Source organism: Pseudomonas sp. S1_E05, assembly GCF_056337105.1.
Map to the genome: position 1 here is coordinate 4,437,997 of NZ_JBFRHM010000001.1, position 21,761 is coordinate 4,459,757.

At 53.8% G+C, this 21,761-nt stretch carries 21 protein-coding genes, 1 tRNA gene and 1 pseudogene; 14 read left to right on the forward strand and 9 right to left on the reverse strand.

What is annotated here, in order from left to right; all coding sequences use genetic code 11:
• Positions 1 to 35 precede the first annotated feature (35 nt).
• From AB4N33_RS20390 to AB4N33_RS20450, 13 genes are all read left to right on the forward strand, one after another.
• Complete coding sequence (locus AB4N33_RS20390; protein ID WP_476458119.1) at positions 36 to 731, forward strand: ABC transporter permease; 696 nt, start codon at positions 36 to 38, stop codon at positions 729 to 731.
• Entirely contained in the window at positions 728 to 1,417 is a 690-nt protein-coding gene (locus tag AB4N33_RS20395; RefSeq protein WP_476458120.1) for an ABC transporter permease, read from the forward strand. The genes AB4N33_RS20390 and AB4N33_RS20395 overlap by 4 nt, the downstream gene beginning before the upstream one ends.
• Positions 1,398 to 2,630: a methyltransferase gene (locus tag AB4N33_RS20400; RefSeq protein WP_476458121.1), complete on the forward strand. Its 1,233-nt coding sequence runs from the start codon at positions 1,398 to 1,400 to the stop codon at positions 2,628 to 2,630. Before AB4N33_RS20395 ends, AB4N33_RS20400 begins: the two co-directional genes overlap by 20 nt.
• A 298-nt stretch (positions 2,631 to 2,928) precedes the next feature.
• Positions 2,929 to 4,170 (forward strand): nucleoside deaminase, encoded by a 1,242-nt coding sequence (locus tag AB4N33_RS20405; RefSeq protein ID WP_476458122.1) that lies wholly within the window; start codon positions 2,929 to 2,931, stop codon positions 4,168 to 4,170.
• A gap of 120 nt (positions 4,171 to 4,290) precedes the next feature.
• Positions 4,291 to 4,366: transfer RNA gene (locus AB4N33_RS20410), tRNA-Thr, on the forward strand.
• Positions 4,367 to 4,538: 172 nt separating this feature from the next.
• Positions 4,539 to 5,861, forward strand: coding sequence for a tyrosine-type recombinase/integrase (locus AB4N33_RS20415; protein ID WP_476458123.1), 1,323 nt, complete (start codon positions 4,539 to 4,541; stop codon positions 5,859 to 5,861).
• Positions 5,862 to 6,772: 911 nt separating this feature from the next.
• Positions 6,773 to 7,750, forward strand: coding sequence for an integrase domain-containing protein (locus AB4N33_RS20420; protein ID WP_476458124.1), 978 nt, complete (start codon positions 6,773 to 6,775; stop codon positions 7,748 to 7,750).
• 493 nt (positions 7,751 to 8,243) lie between these two features.
• A complete protein-coding gene (locus tag AB4N33_RS20425; RefSeq protein WP_058418254.1) occupies positions 8,244 to 8,522 on the forward strand; it encodes a type II toxin-antitoxin system HigB family toxin in 279 nt (92 codons plus the stop codon).
• The gene (locus AB4N33_RS20430) at positions 8,512 to 9,732 is read left to right on the forward strand and encodes an ImmA/IrrE family metallo-endopeptidase (protein WP_112196102.1); all 1,221 of its coding nucleotides are present in this window, start codon (positions 8,512 to 8,514) and stop codon (positions 9,730 to 9,732) included. Before AB4N33_RS20425 ends, AB4N33_RS20430 begins: the two co-directional genes overlap by 11 nt.
• Positions 9,729 to 10,871, forward strand: a complete 1,143-nt coding sequence (locus AB4N33_RS20435) for a beta family protein (protein WP_112196101.1) — start codon at positions 9,729 to 9,731, stop codon at positions 10,869 to 10,871. The genes AB4N33_RS20430 and AB4N33_RS20435 overlap by 4 nt, the downstream gene beginning before the upstream one ends.
• A 253-nt stretch (positions 10,872 to 11,124) precedes the next feature.
• Positions 11,125 to 12,108 carry an adenosine deaminase family protein gene (locus AB4N33_RS20440; protein ID WP_112196978.1) on the forward strand — a complete coding sequence of 328 codons (984 nt, stop codon included), beginning with the start codon at positions 11,125 to 11,127 and terminating at the stop codon, positions 12,106 to 12,108.
• Positions 12,098 to 12,652 carry a non-canonical purine NTP pyrophosphatase gene (locus tag AB4N33_RS20445; protein ID WP_112196100.1) on the forward strand — a complete coding sequence of 185 codons (555 nt, stop codon included), beginning with the start codon at positions 12,098 to 12,100 and terminating at the stop codon, positions 12,650 to 12,652. The genes AB4N33_RS20440 and AB4N33_RS20445 overlap by 11 nt, the downstream gene beginning before the upstream one ends.
• Positions 12,652 to 13,440: an SIR2 family NAD-dependent protein deacylase gene (locus AB4N33_RS20450; protein ID WP_112196099.1), complete on the forward strand. Its 789-nt coding sequence runs from the start codon at positions 12,652 to 12,654 to the stop codon at positions 13,438 to 13,440. Before AB4N33_RS20445 ends, AB4N33_RS20450 begins: the two co-directional genes overlap by 1 nt.
• A 747-nt stretch (positions 13,441 to 14,187) precedes the next feature.
• Here the strand turns inward: AB4N33_RS20450 and AB4N33_RS20455 are convergent.
• The 5 genes and pseudogenes from AB4N33_RS20455 to AB4N33_RS20475 form a co-directional block, all read right to left on the reverse strand.
• Positions 14,188 to 14,411, reverse strand: a pseudogene (locus AB4N33_RS20455) (type II toxin-antitoxin system RelE/ParE family toxin).
• A gap of 46 nt (positions 14,412 to 14,457) precedes the next feature.
• Complete coding sequence (locus AB4N33_RS20460) at positions 14,458 to 14,700, reverse strand: CopG family ribbon-helix-helix protein (protein WP_476458840.1); 243 nt, start codon at positions 14,698 to 14,700, stop codon at positions 14,458 to 14,460.
• A 184-nt stretch (positions 14,701 to 14,884) separates the two neighbouring features.
• Positions 14,885 to 15,595 (reverse strand): SDR family NAD(P)-dependent oxidoreductase, encoded by a 711-nt coding sequence (locus tag AB4N33_RS20465; protein WP_476458125.1) that lies wholly within the window; start codon positions 15,593 to 15,595, stop codon positions 14,885 to 14,887.
• Positions 15,596 to 15,630: 35 nt separating this feature from the next.
• Positions 15,631 to 16,287, reverse strand: a complete 657-nt coding sequence (locus AB4N33_RS20470) for a DsbA family oxidoreductase (protein ID WP_460140499.1) — start codon at positions 16,285 to 16,287, stop codon at positions 15,631 to 15,633.
• Positions 16,284 to 16,505, reverse strand: coding sequence for a tautomerase family protein (locus AB4N33_RS20475; protein WP_476458126.1), 222 nt, complete (start codon positions 16,503 to 16,505; stop codon positions 16,284 to 16,286). The genes AB4N33_RS20470 and AB4N33_RS20475 overlap by 4 nt, the downstream gene beginning before the upstream one ends.
• A gap of 508 nt (positions 16,506 to 17,013) precedes the next feature.
• Here AB4N33_RS20475 and AB4N33_RS20480 point away from each other — a divergent pair.
• Positions 17,014 to 17,295: a DUF3077 domain-containing protein gene (locus tag AB4N33_RS20480; RefSeq protein ID WP_476458127.1), complete on the forward strand. Its 282-nt coding sequence runs from the start codon at positions 17,014 to 17,016 to the stop codon at positions 17,293 to 17,295.
• 233 nt (positions 17,296 to 17,528) lie between these two features.
• Here AB4N33_RS20480 and AB4N33_RS20485 read toward each other — a convergent pair whose 3' ends face one another.
• The 4 genes from AB4N33_RS20485 to aguB form a co-directional block, all read right to left on the reverse strand.
• On the reverse strand, positions 17,529 to 18,815 hold the full coding sequence (locus tag AB4N33_RS20485) for an OprD family porin (RefSeq protein WP_460140502.1): 1,287 nt from the start codon (positions 18,813 to 18,815) through the stop codon (positions 17,529 to 17,531).
• 322 nt (positions 18,816 to 19,137) lie between these two features.
• Positions 19,138 to 19,350 (reverse strand): hypothetical protein, encoded by a 213-nt coding sequence (locus AB4N33_RS20490; RefSeq protein WP_476458128.1) that lies wholly within the window; start codon positions 19,348 to 19,350, stop codon positions 19,138 to 19,140.
• Between the two features lie 245 nt (positions 19,351 to 19,595).
• Positions 19,596 to 20,702 carry an agmatine deiminase gene (gene aguA / locus AB4N33_RS20495; RefSeq protein ID WP_476458129.1) on the reverse strand — a complete coding sequence of 369 codons (1,107 nt, stop codon included), beginning with the start codon at positions 20,700 to 20,702 and terminating at the stop codon, positions 19,596 to 19,598.
• A gap of 5 nt (positions 20,703 to 20,707) precedes the next feature.
• Positions 20,708 to 21,586 (reverse strand): N-carbamoylputrescine amidase, encoded by an 879-nt coding sequence (gene aguB, locus AB4N33_RS20500; RefSeq protein WP_476458130.1) that lies wholly within the window; start codon positions 21,584 to 21,586, stop codon positions 20,708 to 20,710.
• Between the last annotated feature and the right edge of the window lie 175 nt (positions 21,587 to 21,761).

Sequence of the window (21,761 nt, forward strand, 5' to 3'; positions counted from 1 at the left end):
CCCGGCCTTGCCTGCCGCGATTTGAAAAGAAATACATGATTATCGACCTCTACGGATTCGGCCCGGCGCTTGCCGCTGGCGCGCTGATGACGGTAAAACTGGCACTCTCGGCCCTATGCCTGGGGCTGGTGCTGGGTTTGCTCGGCGCCCTGGCCAAGACTTCCCCGTACAAGCCCCTGCAATGGCTTGGCGGCACTTATTCGACATTGGTTCGCGGCATCCCGGAATTGCTCTGGGTGCTGCTGATCTACTTCGGCACAGTCAACCTGATGCGTGCCCTGGGTGAGTTCTTCGGCAATCCCGACCTTGAACTCAATGCCTTCGCTGCCGGCGTGATTGCGCTGGGGCTGTGCTTCGGTGCCTATGCCACTGAAGTGTTTCGCGGCGCAATTCTCGCCATCCCCAAAGGTCATCGTGAGGCCGGCGTGGCCCTGGGCCTGTCGAAGTGGCGAATCTTCACCAAGTTGATCATGCCGCAGATGTGGCGCATCGCCCTGCCCGGGCTGGGCAACCTGTTCATGATCCTGATGAAGGACACCGCATTGGTGTCGGTCATCGGCCTGGAAGAAATCATGCGCCACGCGCAGATCGGCGTGACCGTGTCCAAGCAGCCATTCACCTTCTACATGGTGGCCGCGTTCATGTACCTGGGTCTCACCGTACTTGCCATGGCCGGCATGCACTTCATGGAAAAACGCGCCGCTCGCGGCTTCGCGAGGAGCACCCAATGAACTGGGAAGTCATCATCAAGTGGCTGCCGAGACTGGCTCAGGGCGCGACACTGACCCTGGAACTGGTGGCCATCGCGGTCATCGCCGGCCTGCTGCTGGCCATCCCGCTGGGCATCGCACGCTCGTCGCGCCTGTGGTGGGTGCGGGCTTTTCCCTACGGCTACATCTTCTTTTTCCGTGGTACGCCGCTGCTGGTTCAACTGTTCCTGGTCTACTACGGCCTGGCGCAGTTCGACGCCGTACGTAACAGTTCGTTGTGGCCCTACCTGCGCGATCCATTCTGGTGTGCCACGGCAACCATGACGTTGCACACCGCCGCCTACATTGCAGAAATCCTGCGCGGTGCAATCCAGGCCATTCCACCGGGCGAGATCGAAGCGGCACGCGCGCTGGGCATGTCCCGCAGCAAGGCGTTGTTCTACATCATCCTGCCTCGCGCAGCGCGTATCGGCTTGCCGGCCTACAGCAACGAAGTGATCCTGATGCTCAAGGCCAGTGCCCTGGCCAGCACCGTGACGTTGCTGGAACTGACCGGCATGGCGCGCACCATCATTGCCAGGACCTACTTGCCGGTGGAGATCTTCTTTGCCGCCGGCATGTTCTACCTGTTGATGACCTTTGTCCTGGTGCACGGCTTCAAGCAGCTGGAGCGCTGGTTGCGCGTCGATGCCTGCCAGGGTCGTTGATGGCGATGTACTGACGGGCGAGGCCCTGCTCGCCCGATTCATGGCGCTGGATGCTTTTCTGCTCGAGCATCAGGCGCTGTGGAAACCCAGGCCGTTCACTCATCTGCAACTTCCTTGGGAAGCGTCCTACCCCGCGATGGCCGCATGGCTGCGTGCCAGGTCATTGGAAGCGGCGGAAAGCGCGCATAACCAACCCGCGTTTCTGGAACAAGCACCTGAGCCGTTTGCTTCGCTGGCGGCGCGGTCCATTGAACTCAGCGCAGTGGGGCAATTGCCAGGGCAGGCCCTCGAAGCGGCCGTGCATCGATTGAATGTCGATGTTCCGGGGCGCAAATGGCAGCAAATCGAGGCGTTCGCCAGTCGGTTGTCGTTCACCAGGCCTGCAACACATTGGCTGGATTGGTGCTCCGGCAAGGGCCACCTGGGGCGACGGTTGCTGCAGACCGGTCAGGCGCTCACGTGCGTTGAATATGATCCGGCCCTGTTGGTCAGTGGTCAGGCCCTCAGCCAGCGTCATCATTTGATTGCACGGCATGTCGAGCAAAACGTGCTCGCACCCGAGGCAGCCTCGTTATTGAGCGCAGGCCATACGCCAGTGGCGCTGCACGCTTGTGGCGATTTGCACGTGCGACTGCTCCAGCTCGCCAGCGCCGCAGGCTGCAAACAGTTGGCCGTCGCGCCGTGCTGCTATAACCGAATCCGTCTGACGCACTATCAGGCGATGTCCTCGGTGGCGGCTCACTCCGAGCTACAGCTCAATCTCGACGATCTCTCACTGCCGATGAGTGAAACCGTCACCGCCGGCGCCCGCGTCCGCCGTCAGCGCGACACCTCCATGGCCCGCCGCCTGGCATTCGACCTGCTGCAGCGGCAACTGCGCGGGGTGGATGAATACTTGCCCACACCGTCGCTGCCCAGTGCCTGGCTGGATAAACCCTTCCCCGAATACTGCCATCATCTGGCCGCACTCAAGGAGTTATCCACAATCGGAACCCAGGATTGGCCGGCCGTTGAAGCCGCTGGCTGGCGGCGATTGGCTGAAGTGCGCAACGTGGAGCTCGTGCGCGGACTTTTCCGACGCCCACTGGAGCTTTGGCTGGTGCTGGATCGAGCACTTTTCCTCAGACAGCAGGGTTACACCGTTCGCCTCGGAACCTTCTGCGAAACGCCGCTCACGCCACGTAATTTCTTGCTGCTCGCCGAACGCGATTAATCCTACGCAGCCTGTGGATAACTCTGTTGACTAAAAATCATGGATCCAATCTATTCGCCTGTTTCACTGCTGAAACCCATCTGTTCAATTTTCGTACATGGGTAGAAAAAACCGCAAAAACAGTTATTTGCGGTCAAATGAGAACAGATCCACATTTTCGCGTGGCGTCAAGTGCAATAGACATTCCGTTGTGCATAAGCATTAAGCCAAAAGAACATAAACCGCCTGGAAATCCTCGACTATTGTTGCCAAACGTCAGAACTCACTGACGCTCAAGGACAGCAAGGAGCGAGAAAAAATGAGCACATTGAACAGTGCGCAGGAAGCCGTCGACACCGTCGCCAACCAAGCCATCTACGCCGCGTTGCAACAGACCTTCGCCGTGGGCGGCGCCATCATCAACAACGCCACGGGCGAACTGATCGCCGTGATGCACAACAACGTGCTGATGCCGTTTCCCGGTAACACCACGACTTTCTTCCTGCCCCACGACCCCACCGCCCACGGCGAGCGGCAGCTGGTGGACTGGTATTACCAGAATGCGGCGCGGCTGAGCCTGCCACCGCCCAATCAGTTAACCATCGTCACCACGCTGGACCCCTGCGCCATGTGCGCCGGTTCACTGCTGACAGCAGGATTCAACGTCGCCGTCAGTGCGATCGATGACTACGCCGGCATCAACTACAACAGCCAGTTCAACTTTCCGACGCTTGCCCCGAAAATCCGCCAGCAAGCGCAGAGCACTTGGGCCTACTACGCCATTGCAGCGCCGGTCAGCCGGGCGTATCAGGGTTCGACCAGCCCGGTGTTCGGTGGCCAGAGCATCGATTCGGCGGCGTACTTCCTCTGCAGCTCCATCTTCTCTGCAAGCGTCAACACCGTGCGCGACGCCAGCAACAACAGCGGCCTGCCACCCGATCAGCTGAAAAACCCCGCCACCTTGCCCGCCAATAGCAAAGTCCGCCAGGCACTCACGGCCCTCAGCCCGTTCGCGCTGACCGTTCAATCGGCCAACCCCCGCGATCCCGGCGCCGAACTCGCCCCGCCACTGCTGAAAACCGCGCAACAGAGCAAGGTATTCAACTCGGTGGCATTGATTGATCCATTCGGCAACCTTCTGGTGTGCCAGGGCGGAGCGGAGTACCAGTCGCCGATTCGCACAGCCTTCATGGAAACCACCCGCAACTACGCAGTCATGCGCTGGACCCTGATGAACGACCCCGACCCGGCTGTGCGCGCTGAAGCAGGCGAATACCTAACCCATCCCAAGTACGGCACCTTTGTTTTCCTCTACGCCCCCGACCCGACAACCCCGCAAGCCGTCATGACCTTCGGCGCCTACGGATCCACCATGGAAGGCCCGGTGCCCCAGAGCTATCCGTCGAACCTGCAATACGTGCTGCTACCCGGCAACACCACGGCACAAACGTTATCGACACTGGCCCAGAACCTGCCGCCGTTCTACACGCAAAGCGTGCAAGTTGCCCCCGCCCAGGTACTGAGCCAGGACTTGATCAACGCGGTCAAAAACGGCGTGTAATCCACCCCCCGGCCGGCCCCGCGCAAGCATCCGCGAGGCCGGCCCGACACCCACGTAAAAATAGTCTGAATTCAGGGGTTTACAGAAGCCGCCCAATCGCTATAATCGTCGCCCTAACACGCCGGTATAGCTCAGTTGGTAGAGCAACTGACTTGTAATCAGTAGGTCCCGGGTTCGACTCCTGGTGCCGGCACCATACAAGGTTCCATAGAAAGCTTTCAAAATCTCTGGAACCCCCGAAAAACCCGCCTTCTGGCGGGTTTTTTCGTTTTAGCGTTCCATCGGTTTCCGTCAGAAACTGGTGGATTCCAACCGTTTTAAGGGTAGAGTTTGGGATACAGGTCACTTCGATAAAAGGGAGTACCCTTATGTCGCGCACCACAGCTCCGCTCTCCGACGCAGCTTGCCGCTTGGCAAAACCTACAGACCACGCCTACAAGCTTTTCGACGGCGATGGCCTCTACCTCCTAGTCCAACCCAATGGCCGCAAAGGCTGGCGGCTCCGTTACGTCAAACCTGACGGACGCGAAGGACTGACCTCGTTCGGCAACTACCCCGTCATTGGCCTCGCCGATGCACGCCGCAAGCGCTTGGAAATCAAGCGAATGCTGGCGGACGGCATTGATCCCATAGAGACCAAGCACCAAGCCAAGGCGGAAGCCGTAATCAAAGGCAGAACCTTTGAAAGCGTTGCGCTCGACTGGCATACGGAAATGTCGGCCAAGTGGGCACCAGGCCACTCCAAGACTGTGATGAGCCGCCTCAAAACCCACGTGTTCCCGCTGATCGGCGCCCGCGCCATTGTCGACCTCGACACCCATGACCTCATGCAGCCCCTGGAAGCAATCAAGAAGCGCGGAACGATAGACGTTGCTTTAAGGGTACAAAACTACCTGCAGAGCATCATGCGCGAGGCAAAACGCCTCCGACTTATAACCGCAAACCCTGCCTACGACCTCGAAGGCTTGATCAAAGCCCCGCGGGTGGTACATCGCCCCGCTCTACCCTTATCGCGACTGCCGGAACTGCAGGAGCGGATCGACACCTATAAAGGCCGGGCACTTACCCGTCTGACGGTGATGCTGTCGCTGCATGTGTTTGTACGATCCAGCGAGCTGCGTTTCGCCCGCTGGAGCGAGTTCGACCTCAAGCGCGGCACCTGGGAGATACCGGACACTCGACCCGCGCTGGAGGGAGTACCCTTTTCCACAAGGGGTACGAAGATGGCAGGGGATATCCATTTAGTACCCTTATCGCCGCAAGCAGTGGCGCTACTCGAAAAAATCCATGCACTCACAGGCAAATTCGCATTGGTCTTCGCAGGGGATGCCAAACCCTGGAAGCCCATGTCCGAAAATACCGTGAACAACGCGCTTCGGACGATGGGATACGACACCAAAACCGATATCTGCGGACATGGGTTTCGTTCGATGGCCTGCAGCGCACTGATCGAGTCAGGGCTGTGGTCCGAGACCGCCATTGAAAGGCAAATGAGCCACAAGGAGCGCAACAACGTCCGCGCCGCTTACATCCACAAGGCCGAGTTCATCGAGGAGCGCAGGCTGATCATGAACTGGTGGAGCCGGTACCTGGAGGCCAACCGGCAGGAGCATGTCACTCCACACGAATTCGCGAACCAGACCGGAGCGAACGTCACTCGCTTAAAAGCAAAACGTGGCGCAACTGAGTAAGCACTCGGTCTTCATATTTGAGTGATCCGCTTGTTCACGCGGGTCCATCCAAGCAGGGCTGCAAAGCCGCCCTGCTTGGATGGACCTCACTTAAAAAATCTAAAGCCCGCGCAACTGTCTGTGGAAAACCACTGATTTCCACCGGTGGATAATTTCATCCACAGCCGCAGAACTCCCGAAAATTCGAGTCTTGACCCGAATTATCCACAGGCGTAGAAAAGATCTGGCAAAGCGCTGTCGTTGACAGCAACCCAGGTAGCCAGAACCTTTAAGGCTACGCCACACCGTGGTGGTTCTCCCAAAGTGCGATTAGCGTCCGGCGGCTCGCACGGTCACAGCGATGTGATGGATGCCTACTTTTATCAGTGTGCCCACTGCGGCAACTCATTCCCTTTCATAGCTGCCCTGCAGCAACCTATCCGCTTGGCCATTTCCTTGCGCCAACCTGCGCCCGTCTCTTTCTTCCGGAAAGAGACGGGCGCTCCTACCACTGCTGCAGCCCAACTCGTACAGGGCTTTGCGGCATTCCCCCTCGTGACAATCGGCGTGACAAACACCGAAGTCACTAGCAACAGCGATGCAGATGATGGTGCCGCAGCCGACGGAATGGACTGCACCTGACTGACAGTCAGGCATGCCCCGGTCATCGCATCACTGCCTTCACCCGACTCAGGATCTCGCGGCGCTGGTCTCGTAAGCCAGTGCAGCCTCCACCCGCCCACCTCTTCGGAGGTGTTCAGGAGGCCAGATCATGAGATGCCCAAGCTCCCGGTCGTAAAGAGCCGTCAGTCCCGCGTTAGTGGACAAACCTCACAGGTCGCAGGGGCCTTGATCCCTGATAACACTCAACATCCTTGGCGGGATGACGTGGGGAAGGTTTTAAAAGTTTTGGCTTCGAGAGGAGTTCGATCATGGCACTGGTAGGTAAACGTGACGGGCGCAATTTTGGCTATGGTCGGCAACTGAGCTATGCCGGGCCGCAAGCGCTACGAGATCTGTTTGGCGACGGGCATTACGGGACCGTCAAAGCACACAGTGATCGGTGGCAAGCATTTGTACGATGGTGTCGATCAAAAGATGGACCGGGGTTCAACGATGCGCGGCAAATTGATCGGCAGACCTTGCAGGACTACGCCGGGCACCTCCGAAATCAAGTTGAACAAGGCGAGCTGGCCATCGCCACTGCACAAAACCGACTGTCTAGTGTGAATCGGACCATGGCCGCGCTTCGCGGTGATCAGTATGTAAAAGTACCGAGTCCGAGCAAAGAGCTGGGAATGCAGCGCACCACGGTCCGCTCAGCGATACCGCAAGGTCAGGATCGTGAACAGGTGATACGCATTATCGACGCGCTTCGCGAACAGCATCCCCGTGCCGCCGCTATTACACAGTTGGCAAGAGCCACCGGAATGCGCTTGCGAGAGGCTATCTTGGCCGACCTTGTACGCCTAAAACGTGAGGCAAACCAATTCGGCAGGATCAACATCCAGGATGGCACCAAAGGTGGGCGCTCGGGTGCGTCGGCACATCGATGGATTACGGTAGATGATCATATTCGTGACGCGCTGAGGTTTGCCGAACAAGTCTCGCCCGACGGTAGCCGCAACCTGTTAGCTCCGCACGAAAGCTTTCGCGACTTCAGGCAGTGCGTCGTTCGGCCTGCCCGGGACATCCTCCATACGCACAACCTTAAAGGGTTTCACGAATTGCGGGCGGCCTATGCGTGCGAACGCTATGAGCAGCTCTCCCACCATCAAGCGCCGATCAACGGAGGCAGATGCTACCAGCTCGACCCGCGTCTCGATCAGGAAACCAGAACCAAAATCAGCTATGAACTGGGCCACGGCAGGGTCGACATTGTGTCAGCTTATATCGGCGGTAGGACGTGAGTAAGCCATTCGACATCGAGCTTTTCCTGGCTGCCGTCCTGACCGGATCGCATGCCACACGCGAGCGTCATATACGCCAGGCAAAGATCATTCAAGCGGCGATCTCTGATCGCTGGCAACGAGACAATCCTTGGACCTGGCAACGAAAGCATCTCGTCTGGTTTTTCGACATTCATCTAGCCCAGCACTCCCCCTACACACGGGCCTACTATCTGGTTACCGCGCATTTGGTTTGCAAAAGGGCCGGAAAGACCTGGACGTTACGTACCATCAAATTGTCTGCTCTAGACCCATAGCTTGTGGGAATGATAGTCAGTCAAAACAAGGAGAAACGACCTTGTGGATTTCCGCCCCACCCCAAGAGAGCCAACCATCACGCGAAAGCCTTCGTGGGAAAAGCACTGACGCTTACGCATAGATAGTTTTCCCAAATTGGGATATTGACAGCCTTATCTAATCCGAGCATTATCCTCCCAAATCGGGAAGAAAAAATATGCGACTCATCGGACGTGAAAAGCTAGCCAGCTTGAAAGGCATCGGCAGCGAAATTGAGAAGTGGGTGCGAACCTGGGCGTCTGAGGTCATGAGCGCTCACTGGAAGCATCCCACTGAAGTGAGCAGCCAATTCCCAAATGCCAAAAACACTGGCAATGGTACGTTTTTATTCCCTGTATGTAATGGCGGCTTAACGATACAACTGTTAATCGTCTTCCCGCAGGGTGTAGCCCTTATTACAGATCTAAAAGTTAGCGAAGACACCCATGGACACTAAGGTTATCCGGACAGACGAACAGTACCGAGCATACCTTGAAGAAGTTCAGGTACTGATGGCCAAAAATCCATCCCTTTACACTACTGATAGTGACAGACTTGAAGTACTCACTGTCCTACTTGAAGCCTACGAAAATAGTAAGTACCCAGTTGAGCCGCCAGATCCAATTGATGCAATTCTCTTTCGCATGCAAGAAAAGGGATTGAAGCAGGCAGACCTCGTTCCCTACTTCGGTACCAGCAGTCGGGTTTCAGAAGTTTTAAATAGAAAAAGACCTTTAACCGTTCAAATGATTCGAGCGTTATCACTTGGACTGGGCATATCTGCAGAAACTCTTATAGGTTTATCAAGCCCTGATAACGAGCAAACAAAACAAGATATAGATTGGTCGAAATTTCCAATTAAAGAAATGACACGTAGGGGATGGCTGCAAAACTTTTCATTTCAAGCAAAAACTTCGGTTGAAGATATTGTTAAACATTTCATCTCAGACGCAGGATTACAGTTCGGAGCCGCAGCATTTCGAAGAACGCTTTCGGGAGAAGCAAAATCTCCAACAACCCAATACTCCCTTTATGCTTGGCTAGCTAGAGTAATACAATCCGCACGTATAAGAAAACCAAAACTTGGCCCGTTCAACAGTGAAAATATTTCCAGCAATTTTTTAAGAGAGCTCGCACAACTTAGCTGGTCGGAACGCGGCCCGCTACTTGCTGTAGAGTATTTGGAAAGGCAAGGAATAGCAGTAGTAATTGAGCCTCACCTTAAAGGCACTCAATTGGACGGTGCAGCTCTGAAAGATAATGATGGCACTCCAATTGTCGCGTTAACACTGAGATACGATAGGCTAGACAACTTCTGGTTCACGCTGCTTCATGAGGTCGCCCATATTTGGAAGCATGTAGGGAATGAAGATGCCTTTTTAGACGATCTTAATACAGAGTCGGAGGATCGGCGTGAGGCGGAAGCCAATCGATTGGCGCGAGAGGCATTTATTCCTAGAGGAATCTGGAGAAGAAGTGATGCCTTTATCTCCCCAAATAGAGAAAACATAGAGGCATTAGCAAGAGAGCTTAGAATCCATCCAGCTATAATTGCCGGTAGATTGAGGAAAGAATCTGGAAATTATAGTAGCTTTCCAGATTTGACAGGGCAGCACCAAGTAAAATCGTTGTTTTTATCCACAGCTGATTACGAGGTTTTCAAATGACCCCTCGATACATACCTGTTCTCAAAGCAATGGATAGCGAATTCAAAGCAGTTGCTCAAATGAGCAAGATAACTGCCGACCGAACTTGCCCTTTGTTTGAAATCCCACGTATCGGCAAGAACATTACTGAAGCAAAGCGTTTTGAAGGATGCGCTCATCTGACCACAGCGTACCTAAACGAAGTGACTGATAGGATTGCCGCTGTATGGAAAGGCAGAACATCGATGGTCGATGCCTTCCATTGGCAACCAGACGCGACTGTAGAGTCTGGAGAGCATATCGTCCAATATATTTATGGCAGACTCACTGCGCTCGGAGTTAATATCCGTCCAATAATCGGATATGACCGCTGGGAAAACCAAGCTTATCGATTGGCACTACAAAACTTAGATCCAGAACTTTTACATCAATCCTGTATACGCCTTGATCTTCAAGCCTTAGAGGACACCGAAGAGCCAGAGTTTTTCGAAGAGAACATTGAGTCTATCTTAGACGGTTTGTCACTTGAACCAAGCAACTGCTCTTGCCTAATTGATTTTGGCGACGTGACCGGTTGGTCCGTTGTAGACATGCTGGATAAGGTAGATTCAATTCTTTCTATCCTTGAAAAATACGCATTCAGCTACATTGCTGTATCAGGATGCTCACTGCCTAAATCAATTGATCTAGCTGTAAAGAAACCCGATACATCAGATATCATTCCACGCAAAGAAATGTTGGTATGGCAAGCGATCCGTCAAAGCAATCCGAAATTGCGGATCATCTATAGTGACTATGGTGTACGAGGTCCGTCGAGTAACGAAGGCATTCGAAACCCTCACGCTAATGGAAAAATCAGATATACGATCGATAAGCACTTTTTCATAGTTCGCGGTCACTCCATGAAGCTTCCTGGAAAAGGTCAACAAATGTGGGGGCTCGCCAAAACTGTTGTTGAGTCTAGATACTATATGGGGGAAACCTTTAGCTGGGGTGATAACCGTATTTTAGAATGCAGCAAGAAAGAGTGTATGGGGGGTCACCCACAATGGATTACCAATGACACTAGCCACCATCTGGCCTATGTGATGGCCGAAGTTAACAACTTTGAGCTATCCGTTATTGGTTCAAGTTTAGAAGAAAGCGAATTGAGCTCTTGAAGTAATTTCCAAGATAATTAGCTTCTGGACCAATATATCAAAAGGGGGTATGGGATGCCCCCCAGCAGTACGTCCGGACTCGATGAGTCCGGATCTAATAAAATCGTCACCCAAGGATTTTCAGCTTGTAACTGCGTCTAAAGCCTTGTTACCAATTATAAGCCTAGAGATCTTTACTGCCTATTTCGCACCCTTCATATTACCAGCGCAATTTAGCCTCTAGATCAACTTTTTATTGATGAAGACCTCTCTGATGGAACACGATTTTAAAAGCATGGAAAAGGGTGAGCTACACGTACACTTAAATGGCCTCGTCAGTACTCGCCTAGTTATTGATTTACTCCAGCAGCAGGGAGCAGAAATTCCTGATAATTTTAATTTAGAAAGAGACCTCACCAGGTTTACACCTTCCCCTGACCTTCAGACATATCTAAAGCCTTGGCAAGTTTTAAGGCTTATTCCTCAAGGTCGCACAGCTCTCAATTTAATGGTTTTTAGTGCATTCGAAAACCTAGCAGCTCAGAATGTAAAGTTTGTCGAGTTACGGAGTAGCGTAATTTATCTTGCACTCCTTAATAACGTCACAGTACCCGAGGCGCTCTTGTGGTTGACCGAAGAGATTTACAGCGCCTCATTAAAATACGGTATTAGGGGCGGGCTGATATTAACGGTTTCACGCGGGGATTACGCTGCGGAACATCTACGTACCCTCTTAGCCGCTTATGCATCTATTGGTAAGCCCGGAATAATAGTAGGACTAGATTTAGCTGGCAACGAAGATACCGTATCTCCAACAGAGCTCCCTCAGTTATATCGGAAAGCAAAATCTGATTTAGGATTAAAAGTCACTATACACGCAGGGGAAACAGGCAACCCCCAAAATATTATAGAAGCTATCACCGAGTTTGATGCTGACAGGATTGGACACGGTACAGCCGCATTCAAATCAACTAAAATCATGGAATTGATGCACAAGCGCGATATATGTGTAGAGGTATGCCCTATTAGCAACCGCCTAACAGGTGCTGTAAAATCAAGCGAGTCCCACCCTGTATGCGAGTTCATAAAATTCGGTGTACCATTCGTTATTTGCTCGGACAATCCGGCAATTCACGGTGCGAGCATTAGCGATGACTATAATGAGTTCTATAAAGAAACAGAAAATAGTGCCATCCTCGAGAACATGCTGACCTTACAAAGAAAATATAGCTTCATGGAAGATCAAAATGAAAATTAGATTTGTTTCAAAAAACAACTTCAAAGTCCAAGAAGTCCAACAAATACTTCAGGATACTGGAGTAGAGGTCGTTGCTGCCCGATACTCAATTGATGAAATCCAAACTGAGAATGTTGATAGTTTGGTCAGAGATAAATTACTGAAGGCTTTCAATATAATAGGACGTCCTGTTTTCGTCGAGCATACTGGTCTCTATATTGACAGCCTCAATGGCTTCCCAGGTGGATTAACACAGATTTTTTGGGACAAGCTTCAAGCTGACAAATTTTCGACCCTGTTTGGATCCGGGGAAAATACTAACTTGGTCGCAAAAACGATAATTGGATATTGCGACTCTATGAAAATCCATCTTTTTGAAGGTGCAATAAAAGGCACCATATCTGCTGAACCCCGAGGAAACAGAGACTTTCAGTGGGATTGTGTTTTTATTCCAGAAGGCTTTACTGAAACTTTCGCGGAAATGGGGGATAGAAAAAATGACATATCGATGAGGCGTATTGCATTCGATAAATTTAAACAGTTTCTTAAAGATGGAAATACTTGATGGAACAGTTACTATCATCTTTTAAGCAAGGCAACGTTATACTTTTCGTTGGTGCTGGAGTATCCACCAATCTGGGGCTTCCATCTTGGGGCGAACTGATCGACAAAATCGCTCAAGAACTAGGGTATGACCCTGAGATTTATAAGACATTTGGCGATCATTACGCCCTTGCCGAATATTATAGGATCAAAAAAGGTAGTATCGGTCCCCTCCGAAGCTGGATGGACCGAAGCTGGCATGCTCCGACTATCAATATCGAATCGTCGAAAATTCATGAACTGATTGCAAAAGCCAACTTTCCAATAATTTATACTACAAACTATGATCGATGGCTCGAAAACACATTCGATCACTTCCAAAAGCCATACACCAAAATAGCATCAGTATCTGACGTAACTAAAATAAGACCTGGAAGCACTCAAATAATTAAGTTTCACGGAGACTTCGATGATGACACCTCGATAGTACTTGATGAAACTAGTTATTTTGAAAGATTAGAATTCGAAACACCTCTAGATATTAAATTGCGATCGGACGTGCTTGGCAAATCAGTACTATTCATTGGTTACCGACTTGCCGATATAAATTTAAGGTTCCTATTCTACAAGTTATCCAAAATCTGGAAGGCCAACTGCAATAGTGAGGCACAGCCTCGGTCATACATATTTTCACCTAGACCAAACCCCGTCCAAGAAGCCATTCTTAACCAATGGGGAATTAACATGCTTTCCTCTCAGGTAGACTCCCAAGGAGATGCTCTCGCGGAATTTTTAGAGAATTTTGTATAACTCAAATGCAGCTTTAGCAGCCTAAATCAAAGAAATTTACGACTTCGGCCTGATTTTAAAGATGGCTCTCAGCAGGCCAAAAGTCTAAAAGCAGACTCTGAAATTTATTAACCACATCGTTGCACCTGCTATGGGAATAATCCCTAGCGAAAAAACTGCAAAATCTTAGGGTAGCTTTAGGGGTATAGCAGATTAACCATAGCTGTTATCTCATTGTATTGAATTAAAAAAGTCCGATTTTTCGACTCCTGGTGCCGCACCATACAAAACGAAGCCCTCGTAGAAATACGAGGGCTTTGTTGTTTCTGAAACCGGGTGTTTTTTACACCTCGTTCTCTCCTTCCTTTCCCTATTTCGAAAAGCCTGTCACCCCCTTGACAACATCTCGAATTCATCACTCGCGTCACAAAGAATCACGTCCCAATTTTATGCTGAATTATGAGCTGACAATAATTATGGCTGATGAATAAAACGGGATAATTTCATGGGCAGCATGCTTTGATGCCCCGCGCTCATGGTCATTTTCTCCCGGCCTGCCCCCAAACAGGTCACCAGTATTCAGGTATATCGATCTTGCTGGCAGTTTTTACCCGCGAATTGCCCGCGATCAAAGGCTTTCCTGGCTCAGTTCACACCAATCAGTGAATCAGACGAGTAAAGTTTTAGACCCGCGAAAATGATCATGATTAGCCAGCTCCAGCAGGCTAATCTTGAAGCGCCTCGCCCACGCAAAAAGTGCCTACTTACCTACCACTTGGTGCGAGGACGCTGCGTATGAAACACACCAAGGATTTGAAGGCGATCACCGCGGACACGATAGGGGATAAGATAAGACCAATTGGGCACTACCCACTCTCGCGTGTGCTTGACGCGACCATCGCGGCCTAGGGCGGGAATCTTGCAAGCGTGTCTACACTCGCGAAAATTGCATCCGAGAAAGCGTCTGCAGCCTCGGGATTTTCGAGCGAAATTTAATTTGCTTCGTCTTCCAGGTTTTTGAGCGCTCTTTCAAGCCACTCAACCCGCATGCCTACTCCAGCGCCGGGCCCGCATCGCTGCAACCTGATCGTCTGAGGCGAATTGACCTTGGTCGGCTTCTTCCACCGCCAACTCAATTTGCGCAGCCAGCGTTCTCTCATGCTCGATGTAATCGCGAAGAACATCCACCGCGAGGTCGCTCACGGTTTGGCCATTCGTCTTGGCCAGATCCGCGAGAGAGTTCGAAAGGTCTTCCGGCAGATTCAGGGAAATCCCGGTCATGACAGCCTCGATGATGAGCATTTATCGGGCATCTTACACCGGCTGGCGCTCGCTTGAATAAACAGGTCGTCGCGAGAAGCCTCTGGTTGCTGGAGCGCTTGTGAAACCAGATATGGCTTAAATACAGCCCGAACAAAGCCCCCGTATCACTACGAGGGCTTTGTCATTTCCAGGCGTGGAACAATCAGTGCCCGGCGCTCTGCCCACCATCCACGTGCAGGATTTCACCCGTCACGAAGTTGGCCGAGTCCAGGTACACCACCGCCTGCGCAATGTCGCTGATTTCGCCCATGTGCCCAACCGGATGCAGGGCGCCCAGTGCCGCGTGGGTTTCTTCGCCGTGCATCGGCGTCTTGATGATGCCTGGGCTGACCGCGTTTACCCGGATGCCGCGCTTGGCGTATTCGATCGCCAGGGATTTGGTCGCGGCGTTCAGGCCGCCTTTGGTCAGCGAAGCCAACACCGATGGCACGCCGTCGATGGCGTGGTCGACCAGGCTGGTGGTGATGTTCACCACGTGGCCGCTGCCGTGTTTTTCCATTTCGGCGATGGCGAGTTGAGTGATGTAGAAGAAGCCGTTCAGGTTTACCGACAGCACGTTGGCGTAGTCTTCGGCGGTGTACTGGGTGAACGGTTTGGCGACGAAGATGCCGGCGTTGTTGATCAGGGTGTCGACGCGACCGAAACGTTCGATGGCTTCGCGGATGACTTTTTGCGCGACTTCCGGGTTACCGATGTCGCCGGCCACGGTGAGGATGTCCGGGTCGGTGGACGGTTTGATCGAACGCGAGGTGGCGACGACTTTGTAGTCCAGGTCACGGAATGCCTTGACCATGCCTGCGCCCAGACCTTGGGAGGCGCCAGTGATAACGATGACTTTTTTCGAATTGCTCATGATGAACCTCTGCAAATAAATGATTTAGAAAGTAATCAGGCTTCGGCGGGGGCCTCGGCCATTTGTCTCAACATCTGTTCGTAGTACTCGACCGATTGCGAACCCGACACCAGGTGACGACCGTTGAGGACCATGGCCGGGACCGAGTTGATGCCGCGCTGCTGGTAAAACCCTTCCAGTTCACGCACTTCCTGGGCATACGCCCCGCTGGCCAACACTTCTTGCGCCGCGGCTGCATCCAGACCGGCTTCGGCAGCCAGGCTAACCAGGGTCTGGCGGTCACTCGGGTTCTGGCCGTCGGTGAAGTAGGCGCGCAGAAGAATCTTCTTCAGTGCCACCTGCCGCCCCTCCTGCAATGCCCAGAACAACAAACGATGGGCATCGAAGGTGTTGTAGAAATGGCTGCGTTTCTCCAGATCGAACTTGAAGCCGAGGGCTTCACCGCGAGCGATCTGCATGGCCTTGCCAGCTGCCACGTCTTGCGCGGTGCGTCCGTATTTACGCATCAAGTGCTCGACGGCTTTTTCGCCTTCGGCGGGCATGTTCGGGTTCAGCTCGAATGGCTTGTAGGTCAGCTCAACCGAAATCTCACCGGCCACATTGGCAATCGCTTGCTCCAGTGCCGTCGCGCCCAATGCGCACCATGGGCACACCACGTCGGAGATGAAGTCGATGGAAACCTGCGCCGTCACGACTTGCCCCCCTCTTCCGCCAGCTGTTTTCGATACTCAGTGGTGGTAATCCCGGCGTAGCCCCAGTTATCGGTGTCGACTTCTTCGATCACGATGTGGGTCAGGTGCGGGTCCTTCTTGAGCACGCGTTGCAACGTCTCTGTGATTTCGGCGATCACCTGAGCTTTCTGCTCAGAGGTAACGCCGTCGCGGGTAATGCGTACGCTTACAAATGGCATGAGGAAGATCTCCAGTGACCTGCTCATCGGGATGATGGGTAGGTGTTGGAGCTAAATGTAGGCGTGTGGGGGATGGGGATAAAGGTGGGGGCGGGAACATCATTAGTTACTTGGTGTAATGTATTTTTACTTTAAACACCATTTGCCACGATTGTGCATCGCTCCATCTCCCGATACTTTCAAACCGTCGCTGCCAAATCAGCGACCGGGTCTGATAACCCGAGTAAGATACGGGCGCACAAGCGCCTCCAATCACGATTGTCGGCGCTTTTTAGTGCCAGCATTTCCGTGTTATGGCGGCTGTGCGTGGGAGACCTTCGGGTCTGCCGGATTCCTGTATCTCCGGTTTATCAGCCTGCGCATAGCTGCCACCCATTCGCCTGATAACGAATAGGCAGCTCAAACTTTGATTCAGGAGTTTTCGCATGCCCACTATCACTCCGTCCAAAATTTGTACCTCGACTGTAGCGGTCGCTATCACCCTCGGCTCAAAAACCGGAGGTGCCCAATGACCTGCCCCAGCGATCTGAAAACCATCGGTTACACCCCCTTCTGCTACCACAACAACGAACCGCTGTTCCGCGTCTGTCGGGATGTTCCCATCATCAGCGCGCTCTCCCACGCCTCGGATTTGCTGCACATTTCCAAGCTGCTCGCAGCCGATGCCGCCATGGTGCGCGACAGCGACCGCCATGCCTGGGCGTCGCATTTTTTGCAGGATATGAGTAAGGCGATCATTGATGATGTGGTGAAGGTGCTGGAGGCGCCGATGCATAACCGAAGCGACTAAAGCGCGGATATCTCTGTGGGCGCGGGCCTGCTCGCGAAAAAACGTCCATACAACGCAGGCATTCAGACCACCCGCGTCACCGTTGACCTCCATCGCGGGCAAGCCCGCTCCCACAGGTGCTGTGGCAGACTCGGTAAGTAGGGTGCTCAACCAATTTTTTCGCGAAATGTGCCCCTCCCGAGACGAAAAAAGCCCCGAACCAGTCGGGGCTTTCTTCTATCACCGAGCAATCATCAGAAGATGTTGATCGGGTAGTCCACGAACACACGCAGTTCGTTACCGCTGACGTTGTATTCGCTGGATTTCTGCGACACACGCAGAACCGAGCTACGCAGTTTCACGCTCAGGTCTTTGGCCGGGCCGCTTTGTACGACGTACTTGAACTGGTTGAAGATCTCGCGCTCGGTGCCGCCTTCGCTGGTGGACGTGGTGATGTTGTCACCGCGTACGTAGGCCACGTTGTAGCTCAGGCCGGGAATGCCGAATGCACTGAAGTCCAGGCCGTAGCCCAGTTGCCAGCTGCGTTCGTCTTCGGCGTTGAAGTCGGACCAGTAGGAGTTAGCCAGGTAGATGGTGTTGCCGCCATCGCCCACACGACCTTGATCCTTCTGGTAGCCGCCGTAGGCGTAGCCCAGGTTGCTGTCACCGGTGCTGCGCTGGTGCGCGATGGTGAACGAGTGCGGGCCGGTAGCGAAGGTAGCCGCCAGGCTCCAGATTTTGTTGTCGTCGCCGGTTACGCCGTTTTCGCGGACGTAGGAATTGTCCAGCTTGGTCCGGTAGCCGTTGAAGTCCAGGGTCAGGGACTGATCCTTGTCGATCGGGAACACGTAGTTGGCGTTGACGTATTGCTTCTTCAGCACGTCTTCAACGTCGGACGCATACAGCGCAGCCTTGAACTGTTCGGTGAACTGGTAGCTACCGCCCAATACGTTGATCGACTTCAGGCCACCGCTGTCGCGACCTTCGGCACTTTTGCGCGATTCAGCAGTGAAGCGACCGGCGTTCAGCTCCAGGCCCTTGATCTCTTTCGAGGTGATCAAAGTACCGGTGTAGCTTTCTGGCAGCAGACGCACGTTGTCGTAGCTCAACACGGGCAGTGCCGGCATTTGGTCGCCGTAGGTCAACACGGTGCTGGAAAGACGGAACTTGACCGCGGCGCCGCCCTTGGACAGGTCATCAGCCGCGTTGCCGCTGTCGCCCTTCTTGAAGAAGTCGATGCCTTGTGCGCCAGTGCGGCCCTTGCCGCCATCCAGACGCAGCGCGTACAAACCGAACGCGTCCACACCCACACCTACGGTGCCTTGGGTGAAACCGGAGGAGAATGTACCGATTGCACCTTGACCCCACTCGGCTTTATCCGGGCGACCATCTTTGTAGTCACGATTGATGTAGGCATTGCGCAGCAGCACTTTAAGGCTGCTGTCTTCAACAAAACCCTTGGACTCGGCTTGGTCGTTGGCCATAGCCGAAGTAGCGCTCAACATCCCCAGAGCGATCAGACTGATTCGCTTATTTAACATTTTGTTTTTTTCCTGTTTACGGGTGGATACGCGCTGTGTCGAACGGCTGAAACGGCGCTGATGCACTCTTTTTTCACCTCGAAACAAAAAGGCCCGCCCACGAAACATCGCGGCGGGCCTTTTTATTATTTTGAGTCATGGCGGTTGGCCACAGGCGTTGGAGGGCATCCTAGTCGGGCCCGGAAGTCTGTGTCAATTTCATGAATCGTCTGAAGATAGGCGCAAAAGCTATAAGCGCCGTTGAAATGAAGGGCTCACAGGCTCAGACATAAAAAACGCCACCATCCTGGCAGCGTCTTGATCAATCCGTTGTTTATTCTTCTTATCCTTCTATCACATCCCACAACGCATCCAGTTCCGCCTCGCTGAACAAACCAGCAGGGTAACGCTCGATCATTGTCCGGCGCGGATCAGGTTCCCTGATCTGACGCGTTCCATTGGACTTCAACCAGTGCGCCAGGACCTGGAGCGATTCGCTGTTTACTGCCAGGGGATGCGGTGCCCGCTTGCTCATCAAGTTCACTTCAGCGTTCATGTCCGCGCTCTCTCCCGGTTCGTGAGCGGCTAACTTATCCAAGGTTTATGACAGAACATCGAAGCTCTCCCCCTCCCCGTTTCACTTCATGACAGATACAAGAGCTGTGCCAAAGTGTCGCGACGGTCAGCAGACGGATACAAAAAAGCCCGCAGTCCTTGCGGGCTGCGGGCTTCTGGCCGAAGGTCAGGGATAAACCTTTATCCGACCGATTTTGTAAGGATCTCAGGCTGTTACGCCTGCACTCACTCTTTGTGCGGCGCGGGTTGTTGTTGAGTAAGGCAATGGATATTTCCGCCCCCCAGTAACAGTTCACGACCCGGGACCATGACCACTTCGTGCTGCGGGAACAGGCTTTGCAGAATCTCCTTGGCCGGGCCATCCAGCGGGTCATCGAAGCTCGGCGCGATGATGCCGCCGTTGACGATCAGGAAATTCACGTAGGAACCGGCCAGGCGAACCGACGGATTGCGTTCCTGAGTGCCGTCCACCGGATCGACACCGGCACATTCCTCTTCGGTGGCGTACAGCGGCCCCGGAATCGGCATCTTGTGCACCGTAAACGGGCGCCCCTGTGCGTCGGTGCTGCCTTGCAGCACTTTCATCGCGGCCTGGCAGCGAGGGTAGTTCGGATCCTGCGGGTCGTCGGTCCAGGCCAGCAAGACTTCGCCCGGACGCACATAGCAACAAAAGTTATCCACATGGCCGTCGGTTTCGTCGTTGAACAAACCGTCCGGCAGCCAGATGATTTTGTCCACGGACAGTTGCGCGCTGAGCACCGCTTCGATCTCTTCACGGCCCAGGTGAGGGTTGCGATTGCGGTTGAGCAGGCATTCTTCAGTCGTGATCAGGGTGCCCTCGCCGTCTACGTGAATCGAGCCCCCCTCCAGCACGAAGCCTTCGGTGCGGTAACGCGGGCTGCGCTCGATTTCGAGGATCTTGCCGCCGACCTGCGAGTCGCGGTTCCACGGCGAATACAGGCCACCGTCAAAACCACCCCAGGCATTGAAGTCCCAGTTCACGCCACGAACTTCGCCACTGTTGTTGATGACGAACGTCGGACCGGTGTCGCGCACCCAGGCATCGTCGCTGGACATTTCCACGACGCGAATATTCGGCAGGTCCAGGCGCGCACGGGCATTTTCGTACTGGCCGGCGGATACGGCGACGGTCACCGGTTCGAACCGGGCAATGGCCTTGGCCACCGCGACGTGAGCGGCTTGCGCCGGCTTGCCACCCAGGCGCCAGTTGTCCGGACGCTCGGGCCAGATCATCCAGGTCTGGGTTTGTGGGGCCCATTCGGCCGGCATGTAGAAACCGTCGGCGCGGGGGGTGCTGTTTAGTGTGGTCATGACGATCAGGACTCCAGAGAACCGTCGAGGGTTTTGATAGCACCATACAGGTTCGGACGGCGGTCGCGGAAGGAACCCCAGGCGCTGCGGATGTGCTCGAGCTCATCGAGGTCGAAACGGTGGACCAGCACGCCTTCCTCGGTTGTGTCGAGTTCCTGGACTTTCTCACCGAACTGGTTGGCGATGAACGACGAACCGTAGAAGGTAATGTCGTAACCGTCCTGTTCTTCGTTGCCGATGCGGTTGCTGGCGATCAGCGGTATCAGGTTGGCGCCGGCATGGCCCTGTTGTACGCGCTGCCAATGATCACGGGACGAAATGGTCTTGTCGTGCGGCTCACTGCCGATGGCCGTCGGGTAGAACAGAATCTCCGCGCCCTGCAACGCCATGCTGCGCGCGCATTCCGGGAACCACTGGTCCCAGCAGATGCCCACGCCGATTTTCGCGTAACGGGTGTTCCACACCTTGAAACCGGTATCGCCCGGGTTGAAGTAGTACTTCTCGTGATAGCCAGGGCCGTCCGGGATATGGCTTTTCCGATAAATCCCGAGGTTAGTGCCGTCGGCGTCGATGATCGCGATGCTGTTGAAACGCGCGCGGCCCGCCAGCTCATAAAAACTGATCGGCAGCACCACTTGCAGCTCTTTGGCGACCTTCTGGAAATGCTTGATGGCGACGTTGTCTTCAACGGTCGTGGCCAGTTGCAGGTAATCCGGGTTGGGCTTCTGGCAGAAGTACGGTGCCTCGAACAGTTCCTGGATCAGGATGATCTGCGCGCCCTTGGCCGCAGCCTCGCGCACCAGTCTTTCGGCGGTTTCCAGGTTGGCTTCCAAATCCCAGGAACAGGCCATCTGGGTGGCGGCGACGGTAACGATACGGCTCATGGATCATCTCCGGGCAAGTGCGCGACGATTGGGCATGGTTCATCCACGCCTCGGTATGTGCGACTTTATAGCCGATAAATATCGGCATTAGAAGCGGAATTCAACGTCACACCGAAAACAACCCGATATAAAACCGATAAATATCTGAATAATCACATCCCCTGTAGGAGCGGGC

Excerpts from the sequence above, each read along its gene's own strand:
- AB4N33_RS20390 (WP_476458119.1), top strand. The coding sequence starts at position 36 with ATGATTATCGACCTCTACGGATTCGGCCCGGCGCTTGCCGCTGGCGCG.
- AB4N33_RS20395 (WP_476458120.1), top strand. The coding sequence starts at position 728 with ATGAACTGGGAAGTCATCATCAAGTGGCTGCCGAGACTGGCTCAGGGC.
- AB4N33_RS20400 (WP_476458121.1), top strand. The coding sequence starts at position 1,398 with ATGCCTGCCAGGGTCGTTGATGGCGATGTACTGACGGGCGAGGCCCTG.
- AB4N33_RS20405 (WP_476458122.1), top strand. The coding sequence starts at position 2,929 with ATGAGCACATTGAACAGTGCGCAGGAAGCCGTCGACACCGTCGCCAAC.
- AB4N33_RS20415 (WP_476458123.1), top strand. The coding sequence starts at position 4,539 with ATGTCGCGCACCACAGCTCCGCTCTCCGACGCAGCTTGCCGCTTGGCA.
- AB4N33_RS20420 (WP_476458124.1), top strand. The coding sequence starts at position 6,773 with ATGGCACTGGTAGGTAAACGTGACGGGCGCAATTTTGGCTATGGTCGG.
- AB4N33_RS20425 (WP_058418254.1), top strand. The coding sequence starts at position 8,244 with ATGCGACTCATCGGACGTGAAAAGCTAGCCAGCTTGAAAGGCATCGGC.
- AB4N33_RS20430 (WP_112196102.1), top strand. The coding sequence starts at position 8,512 with ATGGACACTAAGGTTATCCGGACAGACGAACAGTACCGAGCATACCTT.
- AB4N33_RS20435 (WP_112196101.1), top strand. The coding sequence starts at position 9,729 with ATGACCCCTCGATACATACCTGTTCTCAAAGCAATGGATAGCGAATTC.
- AB4N33_RS20440 (WP_112196978.1), top strand. The coding sequence starts at position 11,125 with ATGGAACACGATTTTAAAAGCATGGAAAAGGGTGAGCTACACGTACAC.
- AB4N33_RS20445 (WP_112196100.1), top strand. The coding sequence starts at position 12,098 with ATGAAAATTAGATTTGTTTCAAAAAACAACTTCAAAGTCCAAGAAGTC.
- AB4N33_RS20450 (WP_112196099.1), top strand. The coding sequence starts at position 12,652 with ATGGAACAGTTACTATCATCTTTTAAGCAAGGCAACGTTATACTTTTC.
- AB4N33_RS20460 (WP_476458840.1), bottom strand. The coding sequence starts at position 14,700 with ATGACCGGGATTTCCCTGAATCTGCCGGAAGACCTTTCGAACTCTCTC.
- AB4N33_RS20465 (WP_476458125.1), bottom strand. The coding sequence starts at position 15,595 with ATGAGCAATTCGAAAAAAGTCATCGTTATCACTGGCGCCTCCCAAGGT.
- AB4N33_RS20475 (WP_476458126.1), bottom strand. The coding sequence starts at position 16,505 with ATGCCATTTGTAAGCGTACGCATTACCCGCGACGGCGTTACCTCTGAG.
- AB4N33_RS20480 (WP_476458127.1), top strand. The coding sequence starts at position 17,014 with ATGACCTGCCCCAGCGATCTGAAAACCATCGGTTACACCCCCTTCTGC.
- AB4N33_RS20485 (WP_460140502.1), bottom strand. The coding sequence starts at position 18,815 with ATGTTAAATAAGCGAATCAGTCTGATCGCTCTGGGGATGTTGAGCGCT.
- AB4N33_RS20490 (WP_476458128.1), bottom strand. The coding sequence starts at position 19,350 with ATGAACGCTGAAGTGAACTTGATGAGCAAGCGGGCACCGCATCCCCTG.
- aguA (WP_476458129.1), bottom strand. The coding sequence starts at position 20,702 with ATGACCACACTAAACAGCACCCCCCGCGCCGACGGTTTCTACATGCCG.
- aguB (WP_476458130.1), bottom strand. The coding sequence starts at position 21,586 with ATGAGCCGTATCGTTACCGTCGCCGCCACCCAGATGGCCTGTTCCTGG.